Source organism: Flammeovirga sp. MY04 (assembly GCF_001682195.2).
GTDB lineage: Bacteria > Bacteroidota > Bacteroidia > Cytophagales > Flammeovirgaceae > Flammeovirga > Flammeovirga yaeyamensis.
The window spans coordinates 1,290,940-1,309,685 of the sequence record NZ_CP003561.2; the positions used below are offsets into that span (position 1 = coordinate 1,290,940).

Below are 18,746 nucleotides of genomic sequence, written 5' to 3' on the forward strand. Positions count from 1 at the left end.
TCAAAAGTACAAGACTAACTACTATTCTCTACTACCCCTTAGGGTGGTTTTTTTTTATGTTTCTTAATTTTTAAAATTTATTAGAAAAGATTTCGTTCATTCATTAAATAATCTTAATTTCAATTATTGCTTTTTTATTTTTTTACGAATCTAAACATATACAAGTTTTGCAAAATGTGTAACTCTTTCAAACTCTATTCTTTGCAAAAATAAACTGAATTCTATCAATAAATTTATGACTTATAAACTCTTTCATTTTTTGAGATTTAAAACAATTGCTGTTGCTCTAATTGTTATTTTATTTGGGTGCGGTCCTGAAGTGGATTTTTCAAATTTAAAAACTGCCCCTATCGAAGATTATCATGTTGGACTTCCTCTAGTAAATGGTAAAATAAACTTCCTAGATTTTCTTAAAGAAGATCAAAAAGAAAATATTAAAACGGATGAAGAAGGACATATATACTTTGAATTTACAGATGATATTGAGGTTGCTAACGTCGAAGACATTGTAGAGGCGTTCGGTGGTACAAACTCAAACAACTTTTTCAAGGTAAATTTTGATTATAGTTTACCTACAGAAGTTTTGTTTCCTCAAGAAGGTATCTCTTTTGAATTCACGGAGGATCCATCAAATTGTGTGAGCGGTAACTGCCTTACGATATCAAATGAAATTGGAAATGTTTCCAAACTTGAATTTGATAAGGGTAATTTAGAAGTTCTTTTTAAAGGCACAGCAGGTGGTTATATCACTCTGACTTTATCAGGTTCTGGCTTGAATGGAGATGAAACTATTACAAATACCACGTATGTGAGTTCACCTAACACATTAGAAACAGCTACTCTACCTTTGGAAGGAGTATGGATCAATAACGAAAAAAGTCCTACTCTTAAGATACAATATTTCAATTCCAATCAACAAGCAGCTAGTGCATATTACAAGGAAATAGACTTTAGTGATGATAATGAGATTGCTCGATTAGAGATCTTTTTTAAAGATGGAAAATCAGTTGATCCTGTAACTATTCCTGAAGAACAAATTGAATTAAACTACTTAAAAGATATTTTTGATAACGGCACAAAAGTAGTTTTTGGTGAAACTCAAATCTCATTTAGCTTTGAAAACCCGATTGGAGCCACTGGTCATATCGATTTAACAGACCAACTAAAAGCAGTGATGAAAGATAATTCTACATTACCTGTCTATTTTTCATCATCTTTAGATAATACAGAAAAAACACAGATTTTAAATGTAGAGAGAGCTATTGATTTTACTACTCCGTATGTGGTTGAAGAATATGTATATGAGTCCGACGATATTTTAAGTGAACAACCTAAACATGTTTCCTTAACAGGATTGATCCAATATTATGTGGCTCCAGGTGAAAAAGTACAATTTAGTAGAGAAGATCTTATTACTACTCATGTTTATGGTAAAGTCCCTCTTTACGTCGGTTTCAACCAATATGTACATAGAAGTAAGACAAATGCTGAGCTAGATTTTGGCATTGAGGTCTTAGAATTACATAAAGCGATTCTAAGAAGTGAGATGAATAATGAAATTGCGGTTTCAGGTAACCTATCTCTTCTGGTTTACACCGAATCAGATGTTTTCCCAGAAGCTGTAATTCGTATTGACGGAAACGATGATCAAACAAGCATTTTACCTGCTACTACAGATAATGAAGGTAAAAATGCTAGTATCACAAAAAATTACTTAGAAACTAGCTTAACAATTGAGCAAGTATCCGCATTATTAAAATCTTCATCTATAGAGGTTGTTTTTGAAATGACTGCAGATGCGGATCCGTCTACAGACACATTAGAACCTGTAGAAATTAAAGAAAACCAAAGTCTAGAATTGATCTCTGGTTTATACATTAATGCTTCTATCGATACTCCTAACAGCTCAAACTAATCTTATGAAAAAATATTTAATTATCGCCTTTTTATTTTTGGGCTACTCATCTTTTGCCCAGCAGGTAAATACTTTATTTTTCCAAAATGATGTTGCTCAATCACAGCAGATAAATCCAGCAAGAAAAATGGATTCAAAATGGGTGGTGAGTATTCCAGTGACTAATATTGGCATGGTTGCTTATAATGAGTTTTCATTTTCTGATATCTATTATGAGCAAAATGGTCAAGGATATATCAATCAAAATGCCTTAAATAACCTGCTTAAACCCAACAACAATACTCAATTAAGTGGTTTAAGTTCTGAAATATTAGGCATCTATCATCAGACAGATAATTTTGGTTTTAGAGTTAGTGTAAACTATGGCTTATGGCAAAGAGTAGTCTATACTGACAATATGTTTGATTTCCTATTAAGAGGACCTGCAGCTCCAGGTGTACTTGGACAGAAACAAGAAATCTCTGCTTTAATTGATGGCATCGGTTATGTATCAGTTAATTTGGGTTCTAACTTTAAAGTGACAGACAAACTTACTTTAGGGGTTACTCTTAAATTCTTATCTGGTACGCATCAATTAAAGGCACAAGCAGAGGGATCATTTATGCAGAAAGACAACACTAGTTACGATACTGAGGTAGATGGTCGTTTGACTTTCTCTGGTTATGGTTTAGGAGAATATATAGATGAAGAGAATAATTTTTCTGTCAATGAAATGGATGCCGTTGAATCTTTAGCAGAAGTTAAAAACTATGGTTTTGCTGTTGATTTAGGTGCTACCTACGAATTAACTGATAAATGGACGATTGAATCCTCTTTGATTAGTTTAGGTGCTATTCGTTGGGACGATAGAGATCAGATTAAATATGACTCTGATTTGGCAGCTATTAATTTTAAAGGTATTAACCTTGATGATATTATGAAGGGGAATGAGGTAACTAGTCCTATCCCAAGTTTAGATACATTACAGTTTAATAATTTTGAAGGTGAGGAAAAAACAGATGTAACCGTTATGCCTTGGACGTTCAACTTAGGTACTTCATTCAAGTTTACAAAAAGCACTACATTTGGTGCCCTCTATTCTCAAACAGTTTTTGATAAAACAGTCTTCCCTTCATTTACGCTTCATGCACAACAAAAATTAGGTAGATCTTTTGGTATTGGTCTTAGTTATTCTGCTGACAAACAAAGTTTAACTAATTTTGGAGGAATGGTATCCGTTGGATTCCCTGGTTTCCAAATGTATTTTATTACCGACAATTTATTAAGTGCAGCAGTTAATTGGGAAAAATCAGCTACTGCAAACTTACGATTTGGTATGAATTTAAAATTCGGAAGATCTAAGAAAATATAATTATATAATGAAGGCTGTTTCTATGGATAGAAACAGCCTTTGAAACATCTAAGTAAATATCTAGAAACTAGGTTTTTTACTTCATTTAGTAATCATTATCAATTTATCAAAACATCATTTATCTTTTGCTTTGTCCTATAAAGCAAAGCAAGTAATACTTGCTGTATTCGTACGGTAAAGAATCAACTTAATTTTTTCGAGTAATAAGTGGCACATTTGTAAATGTGCCACATTTTATTTTTTGGGTCGTGATTCTCAATTTATCATCTCTTACACATTAATTAACGGCCTTGCATTGAATTCGATTTCAGAATTAATTCCAGTATATTCCGAATTAAGACCATTATATATCACGTTTATTATCAATACTTTAAACAATACCTATAAACAATTATATATATAACCGAATCAAGTTATAATGAAGATATTTTTTTATAAAAATAAGCTGAGTAATCATTTATTTTTATAAATTATAATACCAATTAAATACGCAATTTTATAGCTATGAAATTTGACCTTTATTATAGATCAGAATTCCATCAGGTCGAATGGTGTGAAGAAGAAGAAATAATAAAAAACATATGGTTTACCCCTATTGAATTAGACGAGGAAGTCTATAAAAAAGAAGTTTTAAGAAGCATGGAAGCCACTAAAACTTTAGAACCTTCTAAAATTTTAGTGGATACCACGGATGCTTTATTTAATATATTACCAGACACTCAAGAATGGGTAAATCATCATTTTCAAAAAGTGTTAGAGAAAATTCAAGTCACCCATATGGCTTGGTTAGTTTCTGCGGATTTATTTGCACAAGTTAGTTACGATCAAACCATGGATGAATCGAATGAAATCTATGGGTACGAAATCATGTATTTTGAAGATTATAATGAGGCTATTGAATGGTTGAGTAAGACGTCTACTAATCTTTAAAACGTCTTACATTCGTTGTGTAAAACGGATACCTCTCTGTTATCGTCTCTGCATTGTTATTTATCTTATACCAACCTTTTAAACTAGGTGAATTCGTATTTTTAATGACATGAATGGATTGTGCTGGTGTATATCCTTCAGCTATCAAGTAAATTGATTCTCCTCTATCATTTTTTGCCTGATCAACTATAATGACAACATGTCCCGGACTACCTGGAGTGACAATTAAATCTCCTATTTTTATTTCCTGATTTGTAGTCACTTTATCCATTTCTTTATTTACTGAAATACTGCCTGCATAAATAAATATCCAATTAAGGTAATTCTTGAAGTTCTTATAAGAATCATCAAAAGTAGCTTTTTTAACGAAGGTTACTTTATTGGCATTTACAACAGGTCGCATTCCTTTTTTGTGATCATTCCATTTATATAAATGACCACTGGTAAAATGAAATTCAATTTTATCAAATTCTTTTTCCTTCCAAAGGTATTCTGCTCTTAGTCGAATTGCAGCATCAGCACATTGTTGTAGATCTTTTGATCCTACGGAAACATCAATAACACCCATATGAGCATTTTGATTTGGGATGGGTTGTCCTGTATAATCTAAAATAGGTGCTCCCTTTTCTTTTAATGGTAAGTGACGAAGATAAGAGGCGAATGTATTCGATTTCAATATTACTCTTTTATAACCTTCAGGTGTATCAAAACGTGTTTGAATACTTTCTTCAGTTCTATTTTGTGCAATTGTCTGACATCCTAAAAATAAGAATAATAAAACGGATAAACAGCTAAAGCATTTTGACATAAGTTATTTTGAGTTTTAATTGTTTTTAGAATAGGTAATCTATTTCTTGATATTAAATCAATTTTTCAGTGAACCTATTACAAAATAATGCACTCTTTATGCCAAGAAAATTTTATTTAGTTTTTTTAATAAGAATATCAGAAAGAATAATAGAGGTTCCACCGCTTGTGGAATTGATAGATAATTGTCCTCCTATCTCTTTAGTTCGGTATTTAATATTTTTAATCCCTACACCATCTGAAGATTTGTTATCTTTAAAACCAATCCCATTATCACTATAATGAATATACAGTTTATTCTTTTCACTATCTGTTACATAACCTATAATAATAAGACTAGCCTGACTGTGTTTTTTGGCGTTATGTAGTAGTTCTTGGGTAATTCTATAAATATGGTTGATTTGTTTACTTGAGATATCATCAAATCCTTTACCTTCAAAATTCACAAAGCAATTCATTTCATCAGAATGAAAATTTTCGAATAAATTTAAAAATAAGGTTTCGTTACTCACTTCATTCTTCTGAACACTTAGTAGCCCCATCTTGAGTTCTTCAACATCTTTTGCTGTTCGTTTAAGAATATCCTTTACTTCCACTTTGCTTAAATTATTCACCTTATTTATCAAGGAAAGGTTTCCTCCGACAAAATCGTGTAACTCCCTACCAATTCTTATTCTCTCTTTTTCTTGTCCACTTAAAATCGCATTTGAATACGCTTGCATCAACTGTTTCTGTTCTATTTCTAGTTTTGATCTTTTATTATAGATTTTTATGGTATAAAAAAGGAGTGCTAAAAAGCAGCTTATGGTATTTGTTATAGCTAAAAGGTAATATAAAGAACGCTGAGAAAATGGTGAAGAAGTGATCTCGAATATGGAGTATACTTGAAATCCAATTAATATTAAATTCATGATATTTATAAAGAAAACTATTTTCCCTATTTCCGTTTTCTTTGAAAGTGCTTTATAATTTAAAAACAACACCATCCCAAGGTTTAATATATAGCTTAAACCAAGCATCACTAAGAAAATAAATGTGGTTGTTTGATTAAAAATATTAGAGAACAATACACACATTGCCACAGAAAAGAAAATAAGAGATATTACGGATGACAGTAATAAATTATTGGGTAACGAATTCTCATTTTCAACAACTTTATAGAAAAACACAATATAGGATGTGATAAAAAATTGAAGACAGGTAAATTGAAATACTCTAATTAAAATCTCACTAGAAATATCAAAATATGACAATATGTACCCTAATTCTATTTCTACCAAGAGGAATGAAAATAACTGATTAATAATAAAATAATAGATAATTTTATATCGAGTGATAAAACTTAAAAGGGTGGCTAGTACTAAAAATGAAAAAATTATAATTCTCGAAAATATTCTAAAGGAAAACTCTTTTTGTTCTTGATAATCTACCCTTTCTTTTGGCAAAAAATCAAATATAGAACTTGATGGAAAACCCTTAGAAAATACTTGTATAAACAATGTCTTCTTCTCTCCTTTTTCTAGTGTGAAGACATTATTCGAACCCTTTGTAATTTCATGTTTTGTATTCTCTTTTAAGGTTAGCATATAGGGTTTTATTGTATTGCTATTATTGGTAATCTCAAAGATGTTTAGCTTGTTAAACAATACATTATCAAAATAGAGACAAGCATCTCCTTCCCATTCTGAATAAATCTCTAATTTATACCAAACAGGGATATCGTACCCATTATGACTAATTTGTTTCTTTGATTTTGTCCAATACAAAGAATCCTGTAGGTTTATTACCTCATCAATACCATAAACAAAATTTTTGTCCAAGCGGTAAAATTGATACTGTACTGAGGTATCAAAATCCATCTCGTTAAATGGTAATACAAATAATAATATCCCAAAAAATAATTTATTCATTTTGGATTCCTTTAAAATATCGGATCATCTGTAGACGATGTCGCATCTTCTACTTTTCTAAGTAAAATTTTAGAGACATTTAAAAAATAATTGTGGCTGTGATTTTCAATTATGTAGTGCGTATTGATCGCAATTAATCTAAATTTAATGTATTCAATCAACTCGTCAAATAAGTTATTCGTAGGCTTTTCTTTACTTGTCCATTCAAGAGAAAAATTACCATAATCACCATCCATATTAAAATTCAAGAAAAATTTTCCCTCACATTTGTTCTCTTCTAAGGTGCTTAAAATATCTTGAAGTAATCGATAAATGTGCTGTTGTAATTTAACATCCACAGATTCCCAATGAGTAATATTGAAAAAGCATTGCAATTCATTCGAATTATATTTAGAAATCAAATCTAAAATCACGTCATCAAATTCATCTGTTTCGAAGGTGGGCAGTAATAACTGATGACTCAAAGACCTGACTTGTTCAATAGTTTCATTTAAAGCCAATGCATCAATTTCGTCATTACTCTTTTGGGATAAAAGATTTAAATTATCTCCAATATTTTCAGACAGCTTCTGACTTATTTTCTTCCTTTCATTTAATTCTCCTTCTAAAAGAGCCGTATTCGAGTTTTCTTTTATCTGATATATTGTGTTTTGTAAAACATTTCTTTGTTTTTCATCAGAATAAAATTTTATCAGAATCAAGCCTAAGAAAAACAGAATCTGGTTTGTTGTTACAATATATACCAACAGGTTACTCATCCAAAATCGTTGGATTACCCCAAGTGATGATCCTGTAACTATAATAGCCAATGATACAAACAAGATGAACTGAACTATACTAATCAGTACATTCCTTATTGTAGTATGTTTATATGCATTATAAATACAGATTGATATTGAAATCAAGAATATTGATTGACCAATAAATACATTATAAACAAATAGGTAGTTGTTTAAAAATCGATTACTCGGTCCAACAAAAAATAATATGATAATAGAAACTGTATCTATACCCACAATAGAATACAGAATTCTATTGATCACTTTTGTATTCCACTTTAATGGGAAAAGCTCTAAAACTAATAATAAGGTGAATACACAATATACTATGGTACCAATAAACCTGCCCATGTATAAGATGTTTTCACTTTTTGTAAGATGAAAAATCAACAGTGTTTCTGATTCTACAAAGCTGACTATGCCAATAACAATTAAGCAATTGTATAGGAATAACTTTTTCTTTAGTACAACAAATAGAAGAAAGGATAGTATGAATAAAAAAGTCAGAATTGCCTTTAATATATTGACATAGATGTTAGAAACAGTAAACCTATCCTTCAGGTACTCCTTCTCGTAAATAAAGAAATTAGTATTTGATACATTCGCATCATTATCAATTAGAATATAAATAGTCGAATTACCTGTTGGGAGAGGTAAATTGAAACCTGTGAAATCACTATTGTCAGCAAGAACTTGATTACTCAGTCTAGTCCCTAATTCATAATTATATAAACTATCTTTAGATTCAATAAACACTTTTAGGTATCGAATAACCCCAAAGCTAATATTGAATATAAACTCCTTATCCCCCTCATTATTAAACTGAGTGATAATCAGTTTGTCTTTATGATCAGGACCTAAAAATGAATTTTCTTCTAATTTTCCAGAAAAAGATTTTATATCATTTAGCGTTAATAGTTCAGGAATTATATCGTCACTAAGGTCGTACATTTTGATATAATCTGATATCTCTAATTGTTTATCAATTTCTGAACTAGTAAGCTTTTGCCCATTCGTTATATGAGCTGTAAGAAAAAGTAGAAGTAGTATTTTTATAGTTTGTAAATATTTCATCAAATAAGAGAAATTTAAATCAAAAGGTTTTCCACAGCATATTTTATAAGATCAGCTTTTGAATCAATTTGTAGTTTTGCTCTAATATTTTTGGTATGTGTTTTTACTGTCTCATGACTAATAAAAAGAATTTCTGATATTGTTTTCATGCTTTTTCCCTCTGCCACCATTCGTATTATTTGTTCTTCTCTAGGTGATACAACAGTTTTTTCAATAGACTGAACACTCATCACTCCATTCAATTTAGAGGTAAAATATTGCCCTCCGTTTGTAATTGTAGTAATTGCTTCAGTAAAAGTAGTCATATCATCATCTTTAAGAATATAACCATCAATATTTAATCTATTGGCTTTTCTTAAAATTGATGGTTTAGAATGCATGGAAACAATTAAATATTTCGTATCAACTGTCTTTTCTTTTGCCCTTTCAATAAACTCAAAGCCTTTCATTTCGGGCATATCCATATCTACCAATATTATTTGATATTTATTAAGATCGTATTTTTCTAGAGTTTCTTTTGGATCAAAACAAACTTCTACATCAGCATTTAAAAGATTTTTTAGTATTTGCTCAATCCCAGTACAAAAAAGAACATGATCGTCGACAATTAGTATTTTTAGTTTTTCCATAGCAATTCAATTTCTCAAATATATTAAATGAATGCTTTCAATAACATCACTATTTTGGGTGATTTTAATGCAATTCGTACCTTTGTCCACTCATCAAAAAAAAGAACGTGGCATTTCCATATCATCAAACCAATCTTCCGGTAAAAGATATTATACCTGAAGTTCATCAAGTTTTAGAAAATCAAAATACGCTTATCCTAAAAGCACCTCCGGGTGCAGGTAAAAGTACTTTATTGCCCCTTACTTTATTGGGACAAAAATGGCTCGGAGATCAGAAAATCTTAATGCTTGAACCAAGGCGTTTAGCAGCAAAATCAATTGCTGAAAGAATGTCTGATATGTTGGGTGAAAAAGTTGGAAATACCGTAGGTTATAGAGTACGATTCGATACCAAAATATCTGATAAGACAAAGATAGAAGTGGTTACTGAGGGTATTTTAACAAGAATGATTCATCATGACAATACTTTAGAGAATGTCGGAATCATAATTTTTGATGAATTTCATGAACGCAGTATTCATGCAGATGTTGCCATGGCGCTTTCTAGAGAAATACAGAAAGTGATTAGAGAAGATCTTAGGATCTTGGTCATGTCTGCCACTATGGATATGCCTCAATTATCACTAATGCTCGATCAGGCTCCAATACTTGAAAGTAAAGGAAAAATGTATCCTGTAGACATTAACTATGTGGGTGATATTGATCGTTATCTCATACCTGAATTAACTGCAAAAACGGTGATTGATGCAGCAAAAAAACATGATGGCGATATTCTTTGTTTTTTACCTGGACAAGGTGAGATCAGAAAATGTGAGGAGATATTAAGGGGTGCACTTCGTGAGTTTTCAATTCACCCTCTTTACGGTCAACTACCATTTCATGTTCAGCAAAAGGCTATTTTTCCGCACCCTCAAGGGAAAAGAAAAGTAGTTTTAGCTACTAACATTGCAGAAACCAGTTTAACCATTGAAGGAGTGAAAATTGTAGTCGATTCTGGCTTTACAAGAACTCAAGTTTTTGATGCCAACTCAGGGCTTTCAAAATTAACTACAGAACAAATTTCTGAAGATGCCGCAGATCAAAGAAGTGGTCGTGCTGGACGTCTTTCAGAGGGTGTTTGTTATCGACTTTGGAGCTTATCTACTCATCAAAAGTTAGATAAAGAACGTACTCCTGAAATAGAAAAAGCTGATTTAACATCACTGGCCTTAGATATGGCGGAATGGGGCATTACTTCACCTACTTCATTAGAATGGGTTACTCCTCCACCAAACGGTCATTTTCTACAAGCCATGGACACCTTGGAACAATTAGAGGCTTTTGAAGATGGACTATTAACCGATCATGGTAAGGAGATACACAAATTACCTTGTCACCCAAGGATTGCGCATATGTTATTGTATGCTGAAGAGGAAGATCTTCTTGCTTTAGCTTGTGATTTAGCAGCTATTTTAGAAGAAAGAGATCCTCTTCCTAATAACTCTGGAATTGACATTAATCTGAGAATAGAAGCATTAAGGCGATTTAGAACTGATAGCGGAAAGAACAAACGCTTTAGGAATATAGAAAAAGTAGCCAATCAATACCGCAGGCTATTTGATATTGATGCTGACAACTCAGGTGTGGATGATTTTGAAACAGGTGTTTTATTGGCTCATGCCTACCCAGAAAGAATTGCTTGTTCTAAACCTGGAAATAATGCACAATTCCAACTTGCGAATGGTAAAATTGCCATGGCGGGTCATAAAGACGATTTAGCCTACGAGCAATGGTTGGCAGTGGCACATATTGACGCCCGTGAGGGTATGGGAAAAATCTTTATGGCATCTCCTTTAGATCCAAAGGATTTAGCCACTATGGTTAAAGAAAAAGAAATGATCGAATGGGATACTGATGATGGAGGACTTATTGCCACAAAAGACTTACGAATTGGTAGCATAGTGCTTAAAAGTACGCCTATCCAATCCATTTCTGAGGAAGCCAAATTAAATGCAATTACTGATGCCATAAAAAAAGAAGGCCGTCAGCTTCTAGATTTCAATGAGGAAGTCACTCAATGGCAAGCCAGGATTGCTAGTTTAAGAAAATGGAATCCTAAAGAGGAGTGGCCAGACTGTTCTACCCCATACCTATTGTTAAATAACAAACAATGGATTACCCCTTATTTAAAAGACGTAAAAAAACCTCAAGATTTAAAGAAATTAAAGCTGATTGATATTCTACATCATAGTTTAGAGTGGGATAAACAAGAAGTATTAAATACACTTGCTCCAATAAAAATAAAAGTACCAAGTGGTAGTCAGATAAAACTAAAATATTCTGATAATGGAGCACCTCCTATTTTGGCCGTACGCTTACAAGAATGTTTTGGTTTAGCAGAAACACCTTCTGTAAACAACTGTAAACAAAATGTTTTGATGCATTTATTGTCTCCAGGGTTTAAACCGGTACAGATTACATCTGACTTAAAAAGCTTCTGGGATAACACCTATTTTGAGGTAAAAAAGGAACTAAAAAGAAGATATCCTAAGCATGCATGGCCAGAAAAACCATGGGAAGAAGAAGCCGTAAGAGGAGTTAAAAGAAAATAACACGTAATTAATACACTTTTAACACAATTTACAAAGCATACATTGATAAATAGGGTGAAATTAGTTAGTTTTACATTAAACAAACAACAACTAATTATGGATTCATTTAGAAAATATTTCGTAGGTGCTATTATTGGAGTTTTTCCATTTGTCGCATTATTTTATCACGTTTTTGTAAGTCTTCAAGTGTATAAAATTGAAGGTGCCTTACTAGGATTCATTGCACTTATTACACCTGTTATAAGTGATGCCGTATGGTTAGTGTACAGTATCTTAACACAAGGGGTGCATTTATATCACATCTTAGGTGTTATCGGAGTCTTCTTTGGATATTTATGGATAAAACATGGTAGGAATAGAAAAATAAATTCAACTTCCTAAGATATTTAAAGGTAATCCATTATGAACTTTTGAAGTTCTTCTTGTTCATAAGGTTTAGGAATGCAGGCATCCATACCTGCTGCTAAATACTTTTCAATTAAATCACCATCAACATTCGCAGTGATAGCAATAATAGGGGTAGATAAATTTAATTTATTTCGAATAATTTTAGTGGCTTCTACCCCATCCATTACGGGCATTTGAATATCCATTAAAATCATATCAAATTCTTTCTTTTTGCACAATTCTGTAGCTATTAATCCATTTTCTGCCTCAGTAATATCCATCTTCCAGTTTTCAAGTATACCTTTCAACAATAAAATATTAAAGGGATTATCTTCTACCATGAGGACTCTCATTCCAGTCCAATCTCCATTTTTGAGCCTAAGTTTTCGATCATCATTATTTTGAGAAACAAGATGACTCTTAATTACCTTTTCGAGGTCTTCCAAATCAAATGGTTTAGAAACACAATCGTTCATGCCAGAGGCCTTATACAACTTTTGGTCTTCTATAGAACTATTGGCTGTTAATGCAATAATTGGGAGTGTTTTATGTAATTCTTCCCTTAATATTTTGGTAGCTTCCACCCCATCCATTACGGGCATTTGAATATCCATTAAGATTATATCAAAATCTTGTTCAATAGCCAATTCAATAGCTTCTTCTCCATGTTCAGCAGTAACTATCTCAAGTCCCCAACCTTCCAAGATGTTGACCACTAACATTTTGTTAAACATGTTATCTTCTACAACTAATACTTTTTTCCCTTTCCAGGAATCAGAAGGTCGATGTAATTCTTTGTTTTTCGGTTTTAAGAAAAATACGTCCTTAATTACTTTTTTTAACTGTCCTACTTTAAAAGGTTTAGGAATACATCCATTCATTCCTACCTCTAAGAACTCTTCTTCATAATCAGGCGTTAAATGAGCAGAAAATGCAATGATTGGTACTTTTTTAGAATATTGATCTCTAATAATTTTGGTAGTTTCTACTCCATCCATCTTAGGCATTTGAATATCCATTAAGATTAAATCAAAATTATTATTCTCTTTAATACAATCTATTGCTTCAAAACCATCATTGGCTGATGTCACATTTAGCCCCCACCGATTTAAAATATTACTTACCAATAGCTGATTATATTCATTATCCTCAACTAATAATACATTTTTTCCTTTCCATAATGTATGATCAACCCCATGTTCATCTTTGATTTCTTTTTGGTTGAATATTTTTGATAGTTCTATAAATAAATCTTCTTGCTGGAAAGGTTTGGTTACCGTAGTATCCATTCCTACTTCTTTGTAGTATTCTAAATCCGATTTCATTGCATTGGCTGTTAATGCAATAATTGGTGTACCTATTTGTAATTTATTTCTGATGTATTCAGTTGTTTCAATACCATCCATTTCAGGCATTTGAATATCCATCAAAATCACATCATAGGACTTATCTTTAAGTACTTCAATAGCTAATTTTCCATTATCTGAAATATCAACATTTAGATTCCATTGTTTCAGAATATTATCAGCTAATAACTGATTGAATTGATTATCTTCCACTAATAAGACATGAAAATCAGACCAATCCACATCATCTTGTGAAAGGGCTAAATCATCATTATCATTTACAATATCACATTTCTCGAATGGTATTTCTACTTTAAATGTGGTTCCTACTCCAACTTCACTTTCTAAAGATATTTTACCGCCCATTAGTTCAATCAAACTCTTACTTATGGTAAGACCAAGACCGGTTCCTCCAAATTTTCTGGTTACTGATGCATCTGCTTGTGAAAATCCTTCAAAAATCTTATCGTGTTTTTCTTTTGGAATTCCTTCTCCGGTATCAATTACTTTGAATATGACATTTTGGGTTTCTCCCTCAGAATTGATATCATCGTATGAAATATCTAAAGTGACCTCTCCATGATTGGTAAACTTAATGGCATTACTCACCAAATTAGTAAGTACCTGATTTAAACGATATGGATCTCCTATTAATGTAGGATGTAATTTTTCGTCCCAATTATGGTTTAAAAGTATATTTTTTTCTGTTGCTCTAATCTCCAGTGATTTCACAAATGAATTGATTCTATCCTTTAGATCAAATTCTATATGTTCAATTTCTAATTTTTCTGATTCAATCTTAGAAATGTCTAAAACATCATTTATGACAACCAATAAGTTTTCTGCCGATGTTTTAATGGCATGTATAAATTCGGATTGTTTGGGTAATAATGGGGTTTTAGTAAGTAAATTAGATAAACCGATGATGGCATTCATTGGAGTCCTTAATTCATGTGAGGTATTAGCTATAAATCTTTCTTTAACTCTAGAAGATTCAATTGCTTTTTCTCTTGCTTTCGATAAAGCATCTTCCATTTCTTTTCGAAGAGAGATGTCTACACCAACTGAAGAGTAACCTATAATTTTATCATTTTCGTCTTTAATTGAGATAAAAGTGGAGTACAACCAAATCACTTTACCCGATTTGGAATTTATACTAAACTCATAAATATCTTTGTCCTTTGAATGAAATGCTTGTTCGTGAAATTGCTCGGCAATATCATCATGTAAATCTTCTGTGATTAACTCAAAAAATTCCTTTCCAAGTAATTCTTCTTCAGTGTAACCTGTAAGTTCAATAGCAGAGGGGTTTACATAAAGAAGGCATCCTTCTACATCAGTTCTAATTATTACTTCAGAGGCATTTTCAACTAGTCCTCTATATAAAACTTCTTTTTCTTCAACTTTTGTTTTTTGCTTTTTTAATCTATCCGTCAATTCCTTCAATTCTGACAGATTGATCTCATTCATTTTCAATAACTGAACAGCATCGGGTGTGGGGTCATTTAGAGCGAAATCACTTAGTGCTAGTTTATGTTCAACTAACTCATCTGTACTTTTCATCCAAGGAGAAACCAAGAACATTATTTTTTTTCTTTTTCTAGTAAAATTATTTGTCCCCTAAGAATTAGTTTGCGCTCTGCATTTTGAAAAACGAAGACCTTTGTTAACTGACTTTTTAACTCATCATAGGTAAAATCAACAGTCCAAGGTCTAACTAATTTTAAGTGCTCGTGAAAAGGTTGATCTATGATATTAGGAAAAAGTTTTAAAAAACTTTTTCCTACAGATTCAAATTTAAAATTTTTATCTAAAATAAAATAAAACGGATAAAGCAGATTAAAGTCTACCTCAGTATTTGAAATACTTATTTTCATACTACCACGCTACTGTAAATTCATCATGTCTGAGTCCATCAACTCTACCTGTTAGAAACTCTACTTCTACTTCAGTATCAAATGCTTCTCCAAGGCCAAGTAATAACCCATGGACGAAGTCAGTTAGACCTTCTCTAACAGAAAAATATTTCACTTTGAGTTTTTTCTCTTCCAATACTTCTATATCAAACTCAGGTGGTTGAATGTTAGGGTACAATAACATCACCCTACTATGAAAATTTGGTAGATTAACAAAAAAGTCTTTTAGGTTATTACCTCCGGTATCCATTAAGGAACCATAATGTTTTTTTGCAGTAGTCAGTACCCAATATTTTCCAAAGGCTACTAAGACATCTGATAAAGGTAATTCTAATACCTCTGAAGCCGCGATTGCTAAATCAAATGTGATTTTATCGTCGTATATCTCATTTCCAGCAAATAGTTCAATGTCAACACCACTTTTTTTAAGAATAGCTTCCCACTTTTCTTCTCCAAAATTTTCTGTAACTAGTCCTTGGATAGCCTTATTTACAATTCCGTACATTTCTGAGTAATTAAGTAATTAATATCTATTATAGAAATTACTACTCATAGGTATCAAATCAAATATTGACTTCAAAATTTCAATAATAATCCTAATATCATACAATTAAAGCAATTGATGCTCTTTAATATAGTCAACTAAAATATCAGACATTTCTTTATGCATCTGTATATCGGGGTGAGCTTTTGAAGCTAAATAAGGAAAATCCAAGCGATATATACGCTCATCTTTTATTTCAGATACTGCCTGATCTACAATACTTTTATAATTATATTCCTCTTTTACAATATCCATACAACCCAACACACATATTATTGATGCATTAGGATGACTTTTCCTGATGTTCAAAATAAAATTTTGATAAGCTTTAACTACATCCTGATCTGTAACTTGCTGTCTACCAAACCATTTTAAAGATTGTTCGAGACCTGGATAGTTTCTTAACCAAGCATCGTTTTGTAATAAGTTAATCACAACCAAATTAGTTTTATCCTTGTTGAAATCCCATTTGGTAGTGGCATCTTTAGGGTTCACTCTATTATATATCTGAGGCATAATATAATCTCCCCAACTGGCCATAACTCCAATTCCACTTCTTGCGATAACAAATTGTTCCGCAGAAAGTCTTCTCGATGTTAAAGATGAATAAGCATAATAATTATTGGTGTAAAGTGGGTTGTCATTTCCAGTGGTATCTTTATTAGCATAACCCACAGTAATTGAATTTCCATAATAAGTAATCACTTTCTGTTTACGATAACCTTCAAGTAAATCACCATTTAATTCTGCTAGAGTAATTTTGGTAGTTCCCTTAGAAAAATCATTTAATCGGTGTAGTGTTATGGTCGCCTCTTCTACTTTAGAACTTTTCCATACAGTATATGTAGTATCTTTATCAACTATAAACTGATGATCTTCAATGCCATTGACAAGAACTAGATATTCACTTTCTCCTACATCATCTGACATTTGAAGTTTTAGAGACTCCCCTTTTATATTAAAAGTGATGCTTGTTCCTGGCCAATATACTTCTATGGCATCTTCCACATAATTACAACGCCCCTCTATCACTGCTAGATCAATCCAATTCATACTATTTGAGTTACAAGAAAAAAATAAAATGGAAGTAATTTTAATTATCAAAAACATTTCTAAGAATCTCTTCAGCCTGTTCCTTTTGCTCTTCTGAAAAAGAAAATTCTCCTTTAAGTAAATCTTGGTGTATTTTTTTAAGGTCTTCGAAATTAGCATTTGGTATATATTTAGGAATCTTATAAATACGTTGGTCTTTTTTATCGAAAGGACAAGCAACTTTTGATGAAAATAAATAGGGTATCAATATTTTTGAGCAACTAAAGATAATCTTTTCTGGATGATCAGTGTTAAAATATTGTTGCAATCTCTCATTAATATGTTCAAAAAAATTGAGGGTATTTGCCAATCTTAACCTAGACCCTGCCTTAGACTTTCCTCTGGTTTTTAAATATTTAATCTGACTTTTGCCTTGCTTTTTTCTTACTGCATACGTTGCAAATGTTTTATGATCAACCAACTGATTATTTTTAACTAGCCCTACTGAAGCATTCTCTGTTTGAATTATACAAAGCACATAACTTACAGTCCTTTCATTCAATTCTTGATTTATGTTAAAAGGAAGGCGAAAATGAAAAATTGGGGTTTCGGTTTCATCATAAAAGGTAATGCTATGTGAATGTTCATCAAATTGTTTTTGATAATTATCTAACTGATTAAATAATGCTTGAATCTTATTACTAGGTATTATACGATATATCATTTCCTCACTTTCACTTGAAAAATTATGAGCTCAAAAATAAAAAAGATGTAGAGGTTTTAATAAAGAACTTCAAAAAATCAACAATTGAATAGAATTTTAGCTTCAAAAAGCATCAGAATTTTAAATATTATTGTTTTTGTGAAAATAACAGAACATTCATTACATGGAATGTAACCTTTATTTTTGTAATAAATCAATTATAAGGATTGCACTTTAAGAAGATGTTACAAAAAAACATCACGTATTTCGTTGTTTTGAGACCAATTTAAGTAGAATATTACTTTTAAGAATTATAATTATTCCAATAGCGTTATAGAGGTGTATTTAACGAAAAACCTTATCATGAAAAACTTATACTTCCCAGCTATATTAACCCTATTATTCTCATTTGAAGTTTTCGCTTTTGATACTGAATGGTATAATAAATACATCAGTATTATTGATGTTGAATTGAATGATACTCAAACAAAAGACCTATTAACAGAATGGGTAGGAATCTATGAAGACAACAGTACCATCTACTTATATAATTTATCAACCGAACAATTTTTCTGTTCTTTCGAGAATGGGATTCGATCTGCCACAATTAAAGAAGTGACCAAAACATCTGGCGTTGTAAATGTTCGACTAGTTGTGAATGATAACGCTTTAATTTATGTAACTTTTAATAGGGCAAATGGAAAGGTAATTACTTGTAAAGCAGAACATATATAAAAAATTGATAAGGGGAGAAACTAAATAGATAGCTTCAAAATTAGGTATTGGTACATATTCTTTACAGATATAATTCTGTAAAAGAATATGTACTAAT

The 18,746-nt window shown here is 31.5% G+C and carries 15 protein-coding genes; 6 read left to right on the top strand and 9 right to left on the bottom strand.

What is annotated here, in order from left to right; genetic code table 11:
- Nucleotides 1-235 precede the first annotated feature (235 nt).
- The 3 genes from MY04_RS24980 to MY04_RS24990 all read left to right on the top strand — a co-directional run bounded on the left by MY04_RS24980 (nucleotide 236) and on the right by MY04_RS24990 (nucleotide 4,196).
- Nucleotides 236-1,915: a hypothetical protein gene (locus MY04_RS24980; RefSeq protein WP_066215411.1), complete on the top strand. Its 1,680-nt coding sequence runs from the start codon at nucleotides 236-238 to the stop codon at nucleotides 1,913-1,915.
- Nucleotides 1,916-1,919: 4 nt separating this feature from the next.
- On the top strand, nucleotides 1,920-3,266 hold the full coding sequence (locus tag MY04_RS24985; protein WP_066215414.1) for a DUF5723 family protein: 1,347 nt from the start codon (nucleotides 1,920-1,922) through the stop codon (nucleotides 3,264-3,266).
- Between the two features lie 504 nt (nucleotides 3,267-3,770).
- Nucleotides 3,771-4,196 (top strand): hypothetical protein, encoded by a 426-nt coding sequence (locus MY04_RS24990; protein ID WP_066215417.1) that lies wholly within the window; start codon nucleotides 3,771-3,773, stop codon nucleotides 4,194-4,196.
- On the opposite strand, the gene MY04_RS24995 is transcribed toward MY04_RS24990, so the two are convergent.
- The 4 genes from MY04_RS24995 to MY04_RS25010 all read right to left on the bottom strand — a co-directional run bounded on the left by MY04_RS24995 (nucleotide 4,186) and on the right by MY04_RS25010 (nucleotide 9,395).
- Nucleotides 4,186-5,004 (bottom strand): DUF4846 domain-containing protein, encoded by an 819-nt coding sequence (locus tag MY04_RS24995; protein ID WP_066215421.1) that lies wholly within the window; start codon nucleotides 5,002-5,004, stop codon nucleotides 4,186-4,188. The genes MY04_RS24990 and MY04_RS24995 overlap by 11 nt on opposite strands.
- A 112-nt stretch (nucleotides 5,005-5,116) precedes the next feature.
- Nucleotides 5,117-6,913, bottom strand: a complete 1,797-nt coding sequence (locus MY04_RS25000; protein WP_066215424.1) for a sensor histidine kinase — start codon at nucleotides 6,911-6,913, stop codon at nucleotides 5,117-5,119.
- An 11-nt stretch (nucleotides 6,914-6,924) separates the two neighbouring features.
- Nucleotides 6,925-8,766, bottom strand: a complete 1,842-nt coding sequence (locus MY04_RS25005) for a hypothetical protein (RefSeq protein WP_066215433.1) — start codon at nucleotides 8,764-8,766, stop codon at nucleotides 6,925-6,927.
- 14 nt (nucleotides 8,767-8,780) lie between these two features.
- A complete protein-coding gene (locus MY04_RS25010; protein ID WP_066215435.1) occupies nucleotides 8,781-9,395 on the bottom strand; it encodes a response regulator transcription factor in 615 nt (204 codons plus the stop codon).
- Between the two features lie 107 nt (nucleotides 9,396-9,502).
- On the opposite strand from MY04_RS25010, the gene hrpB reads away from it, so the two are divergent.
- Nucleotides 9,503-11,986: an ATP-dependent helicase HrpB gene (hrpB, locus tag MY04_RS25015; protein WP_066215437.1), complete on the top strand. Its 2,484-nt coding sequence runs from the start codon at nucleotides 9,503-9,505 to the stop codon at nucleotides 11,984-11,986.
- 96 nt (nucleotides 11,987-12,082) lie between these two features.
- Nucleotides 12,083-12,367, top strand: coding sequence for a hypothetical protein (locus MY04_RS25020; RefSeq protein WP_066215439.1), 285 nt, complete (start codon nucleotides 12,083-12,085; stop codon nucleotides 12,365-12,367).
- 5 nt (nucleotides 12,368-12,372) lie between these two features.
- Here MY04_RS25020 and MY04_RS25025 read toward each other — a convergent pair whose 3' ends face one another.
- The 5 genes from MY04_RS25025 to MY04_RS25045 form a co-directional block, all read right to left on the bottom strand.
- Entirely contained in the window at nucleotides 12,373-15,303 is a 2,931-nt protein-coding gene (locus MY04_RS25025; protein ID WP_066215441.1) for a response regulator, read from the bottom strand.
- A complete protein-coding gene (locus MY04_RS25030; protein WP_066215447.1) occupies nucleotides 15,303-15,596 on the bottom strand; it encodes a hypothetical protein in 294 nt (97 codons plus the stop codon). The genes MY04_RS25025 and MY04_RS25030 overlap by 1 nt, the downstream gene beginning before the upstream one ends.
- 1 nt (nucleotide 15,597) lies before the next feature.
- Nucleotides 15,598-16,140 (bottom strand): heme NO-binding domain-containing protein, encoded by a 543-nt coding sequence (locus tag MY04_RS25035; RefSeq protein WP_066215452.1) that lies wholly within the window; start codon nucleotides 16,138-16,140, stop codon nucleotides 15,598-15,600.
- Between the two features lie 105 nt (nucleotides 16,141-16,245).
- Nucleotides 16,246-17,232: a hypothetical protein gene (locus MY04_RS25040; RefSeq protein ID WP_158297908.1), complete on the bottom strand. Its 987-nt coding sequence runs from the start codon at nucleotides 17,230-17,232 to the stop codon at nucleotides 16,246-16,248.
- Between the two features lie 40 nt (nucleotides 17,233-17,272).
- Nucleotides 17,273-17,935, bottom strand: a complete 663-nt coding sequence (locus MY04_RS25045) for a hypothetical protein (RefSeq protein ID WP_066215457.1) — start codon at nucleotides 17,933-17,935, stop codon at nucleotides 17,273-17,275.
- A gap of 342 nt (nucleotides 17,936-18,277) precedes the next feature.
- Here MY04_RS25045 and MY04_RS25050 point away from each other — a divergent pair, with 342 nt between their 5' ends.
- Entirely contained in the window at nucleotides 18,278-18,649 is a 372-nt protein-coding gene (locus tag MY04_RS25050; protein WP_066215461.1) for a hypothetical protein, read from the top strand.
- Nucleotides 18,650-18,746: the final 97 nt, after the last annotated feature.

Excerpts from the sequence above, each read along its gene's own strand:
- MY04_RS25010 (WP_066215435.1), bottom strand. The coding sequence starts at position 9,395 with ATGGAAAAACTAAAAATACTAATTGTCGACGATCATGTTCTTTTTTGT.
- MY04_RS25050 (WP_066215461.1), top strand. The coding sequence starts at position 18,278 with ATGAAAAACTTATACTTCCCAGCTATATTAACCCTATTATTCTCATTT.
- MY04_RS24980 (WP_066215411.1), top strand. The coding sequence starts at position 236 with ATGACTTATAAACTCTTTCATTTTTTGAGATTTAAAACAATTGCTGTT.
- MY04_RS25045 (WP_066215457.1), bottom strand. The coding sequence starts at position 17,935 with ATGATATATCGTATAATACCTAGTAATAAGATTCAAGCATTATTTAAT.
- MY04_RS25020 (WP_066215439.1), top strand. The coding sequence starts at position 12,083 with ATGGATTCATTTAGAAAATATTTCGTAGGTGCTATTATTGGAGTTTTT.
- MY04_RS24990 (WP_066215417.1), top strand. The coding sequence starts at position 3,771 with ATGAAATTTGACCTTTATTATAGATCAGAATTCCATCAGGTCGAATGG.
- MY04_RS25025 (WP_066215441.1), bottom strand. The coding sequence starts at position 15,303 with ATGTTCTTGGTTTCTCCTTGGATGAAAAGTACAGATGAGTTAGTTGAA.
- MY04_RS25030 (WP_066215447.1), bottom strand. The coding sequence starts at position 15,596 with ATGAAAATAAGTATTTCAAATACTGAGGTAGACTTTAATCTGCTTTAT.
- MY04_RS25040 (WP_158297908.1), bottom strand. The coding sequence starts at position 17,232 with ATGAATTGGATTGATCTAGCAGTGATAGAGGGGCGTTGTAATTATGTG.
- MY04_RS24985 (WP_066215414.1), top strand. The coding sequence starts at position 1,920 with ATGAAAAAATATTTAATTATCGCCTTTTTATTTTTGGGCTACTCATCT.
- MY04_RS24995 (WP_066215421.1), bottom strand. The coding sequence starts at position 5,004 with ATGTCAAAATGCTTTAGCTGTTTATCCGTTTTATTATTCTTATTTTTA.
- MY04_RS25000 (WP_066215424.1), bottom strand. The coding sequence starts at position 6,913 with ATGAATAAATTATTTTTTGGGATATTATTATTTGTATTACCATTTAAC.
- MY04_RS25035 (WP_066215452.1), bottom strand. The coding sequence starts at position 16,140 with ATGTACGGAATTGTAAATAAGGCTATCCAAGGACTAGTTACAGAAAAT.
- MY04_RS25005 (WP_066215433.1), bottom strand. The coding sequence starts at position 8,766 with ATGAAATATTTACAAACTATAAAAATACTACTTCTACTTTTTCTTACA.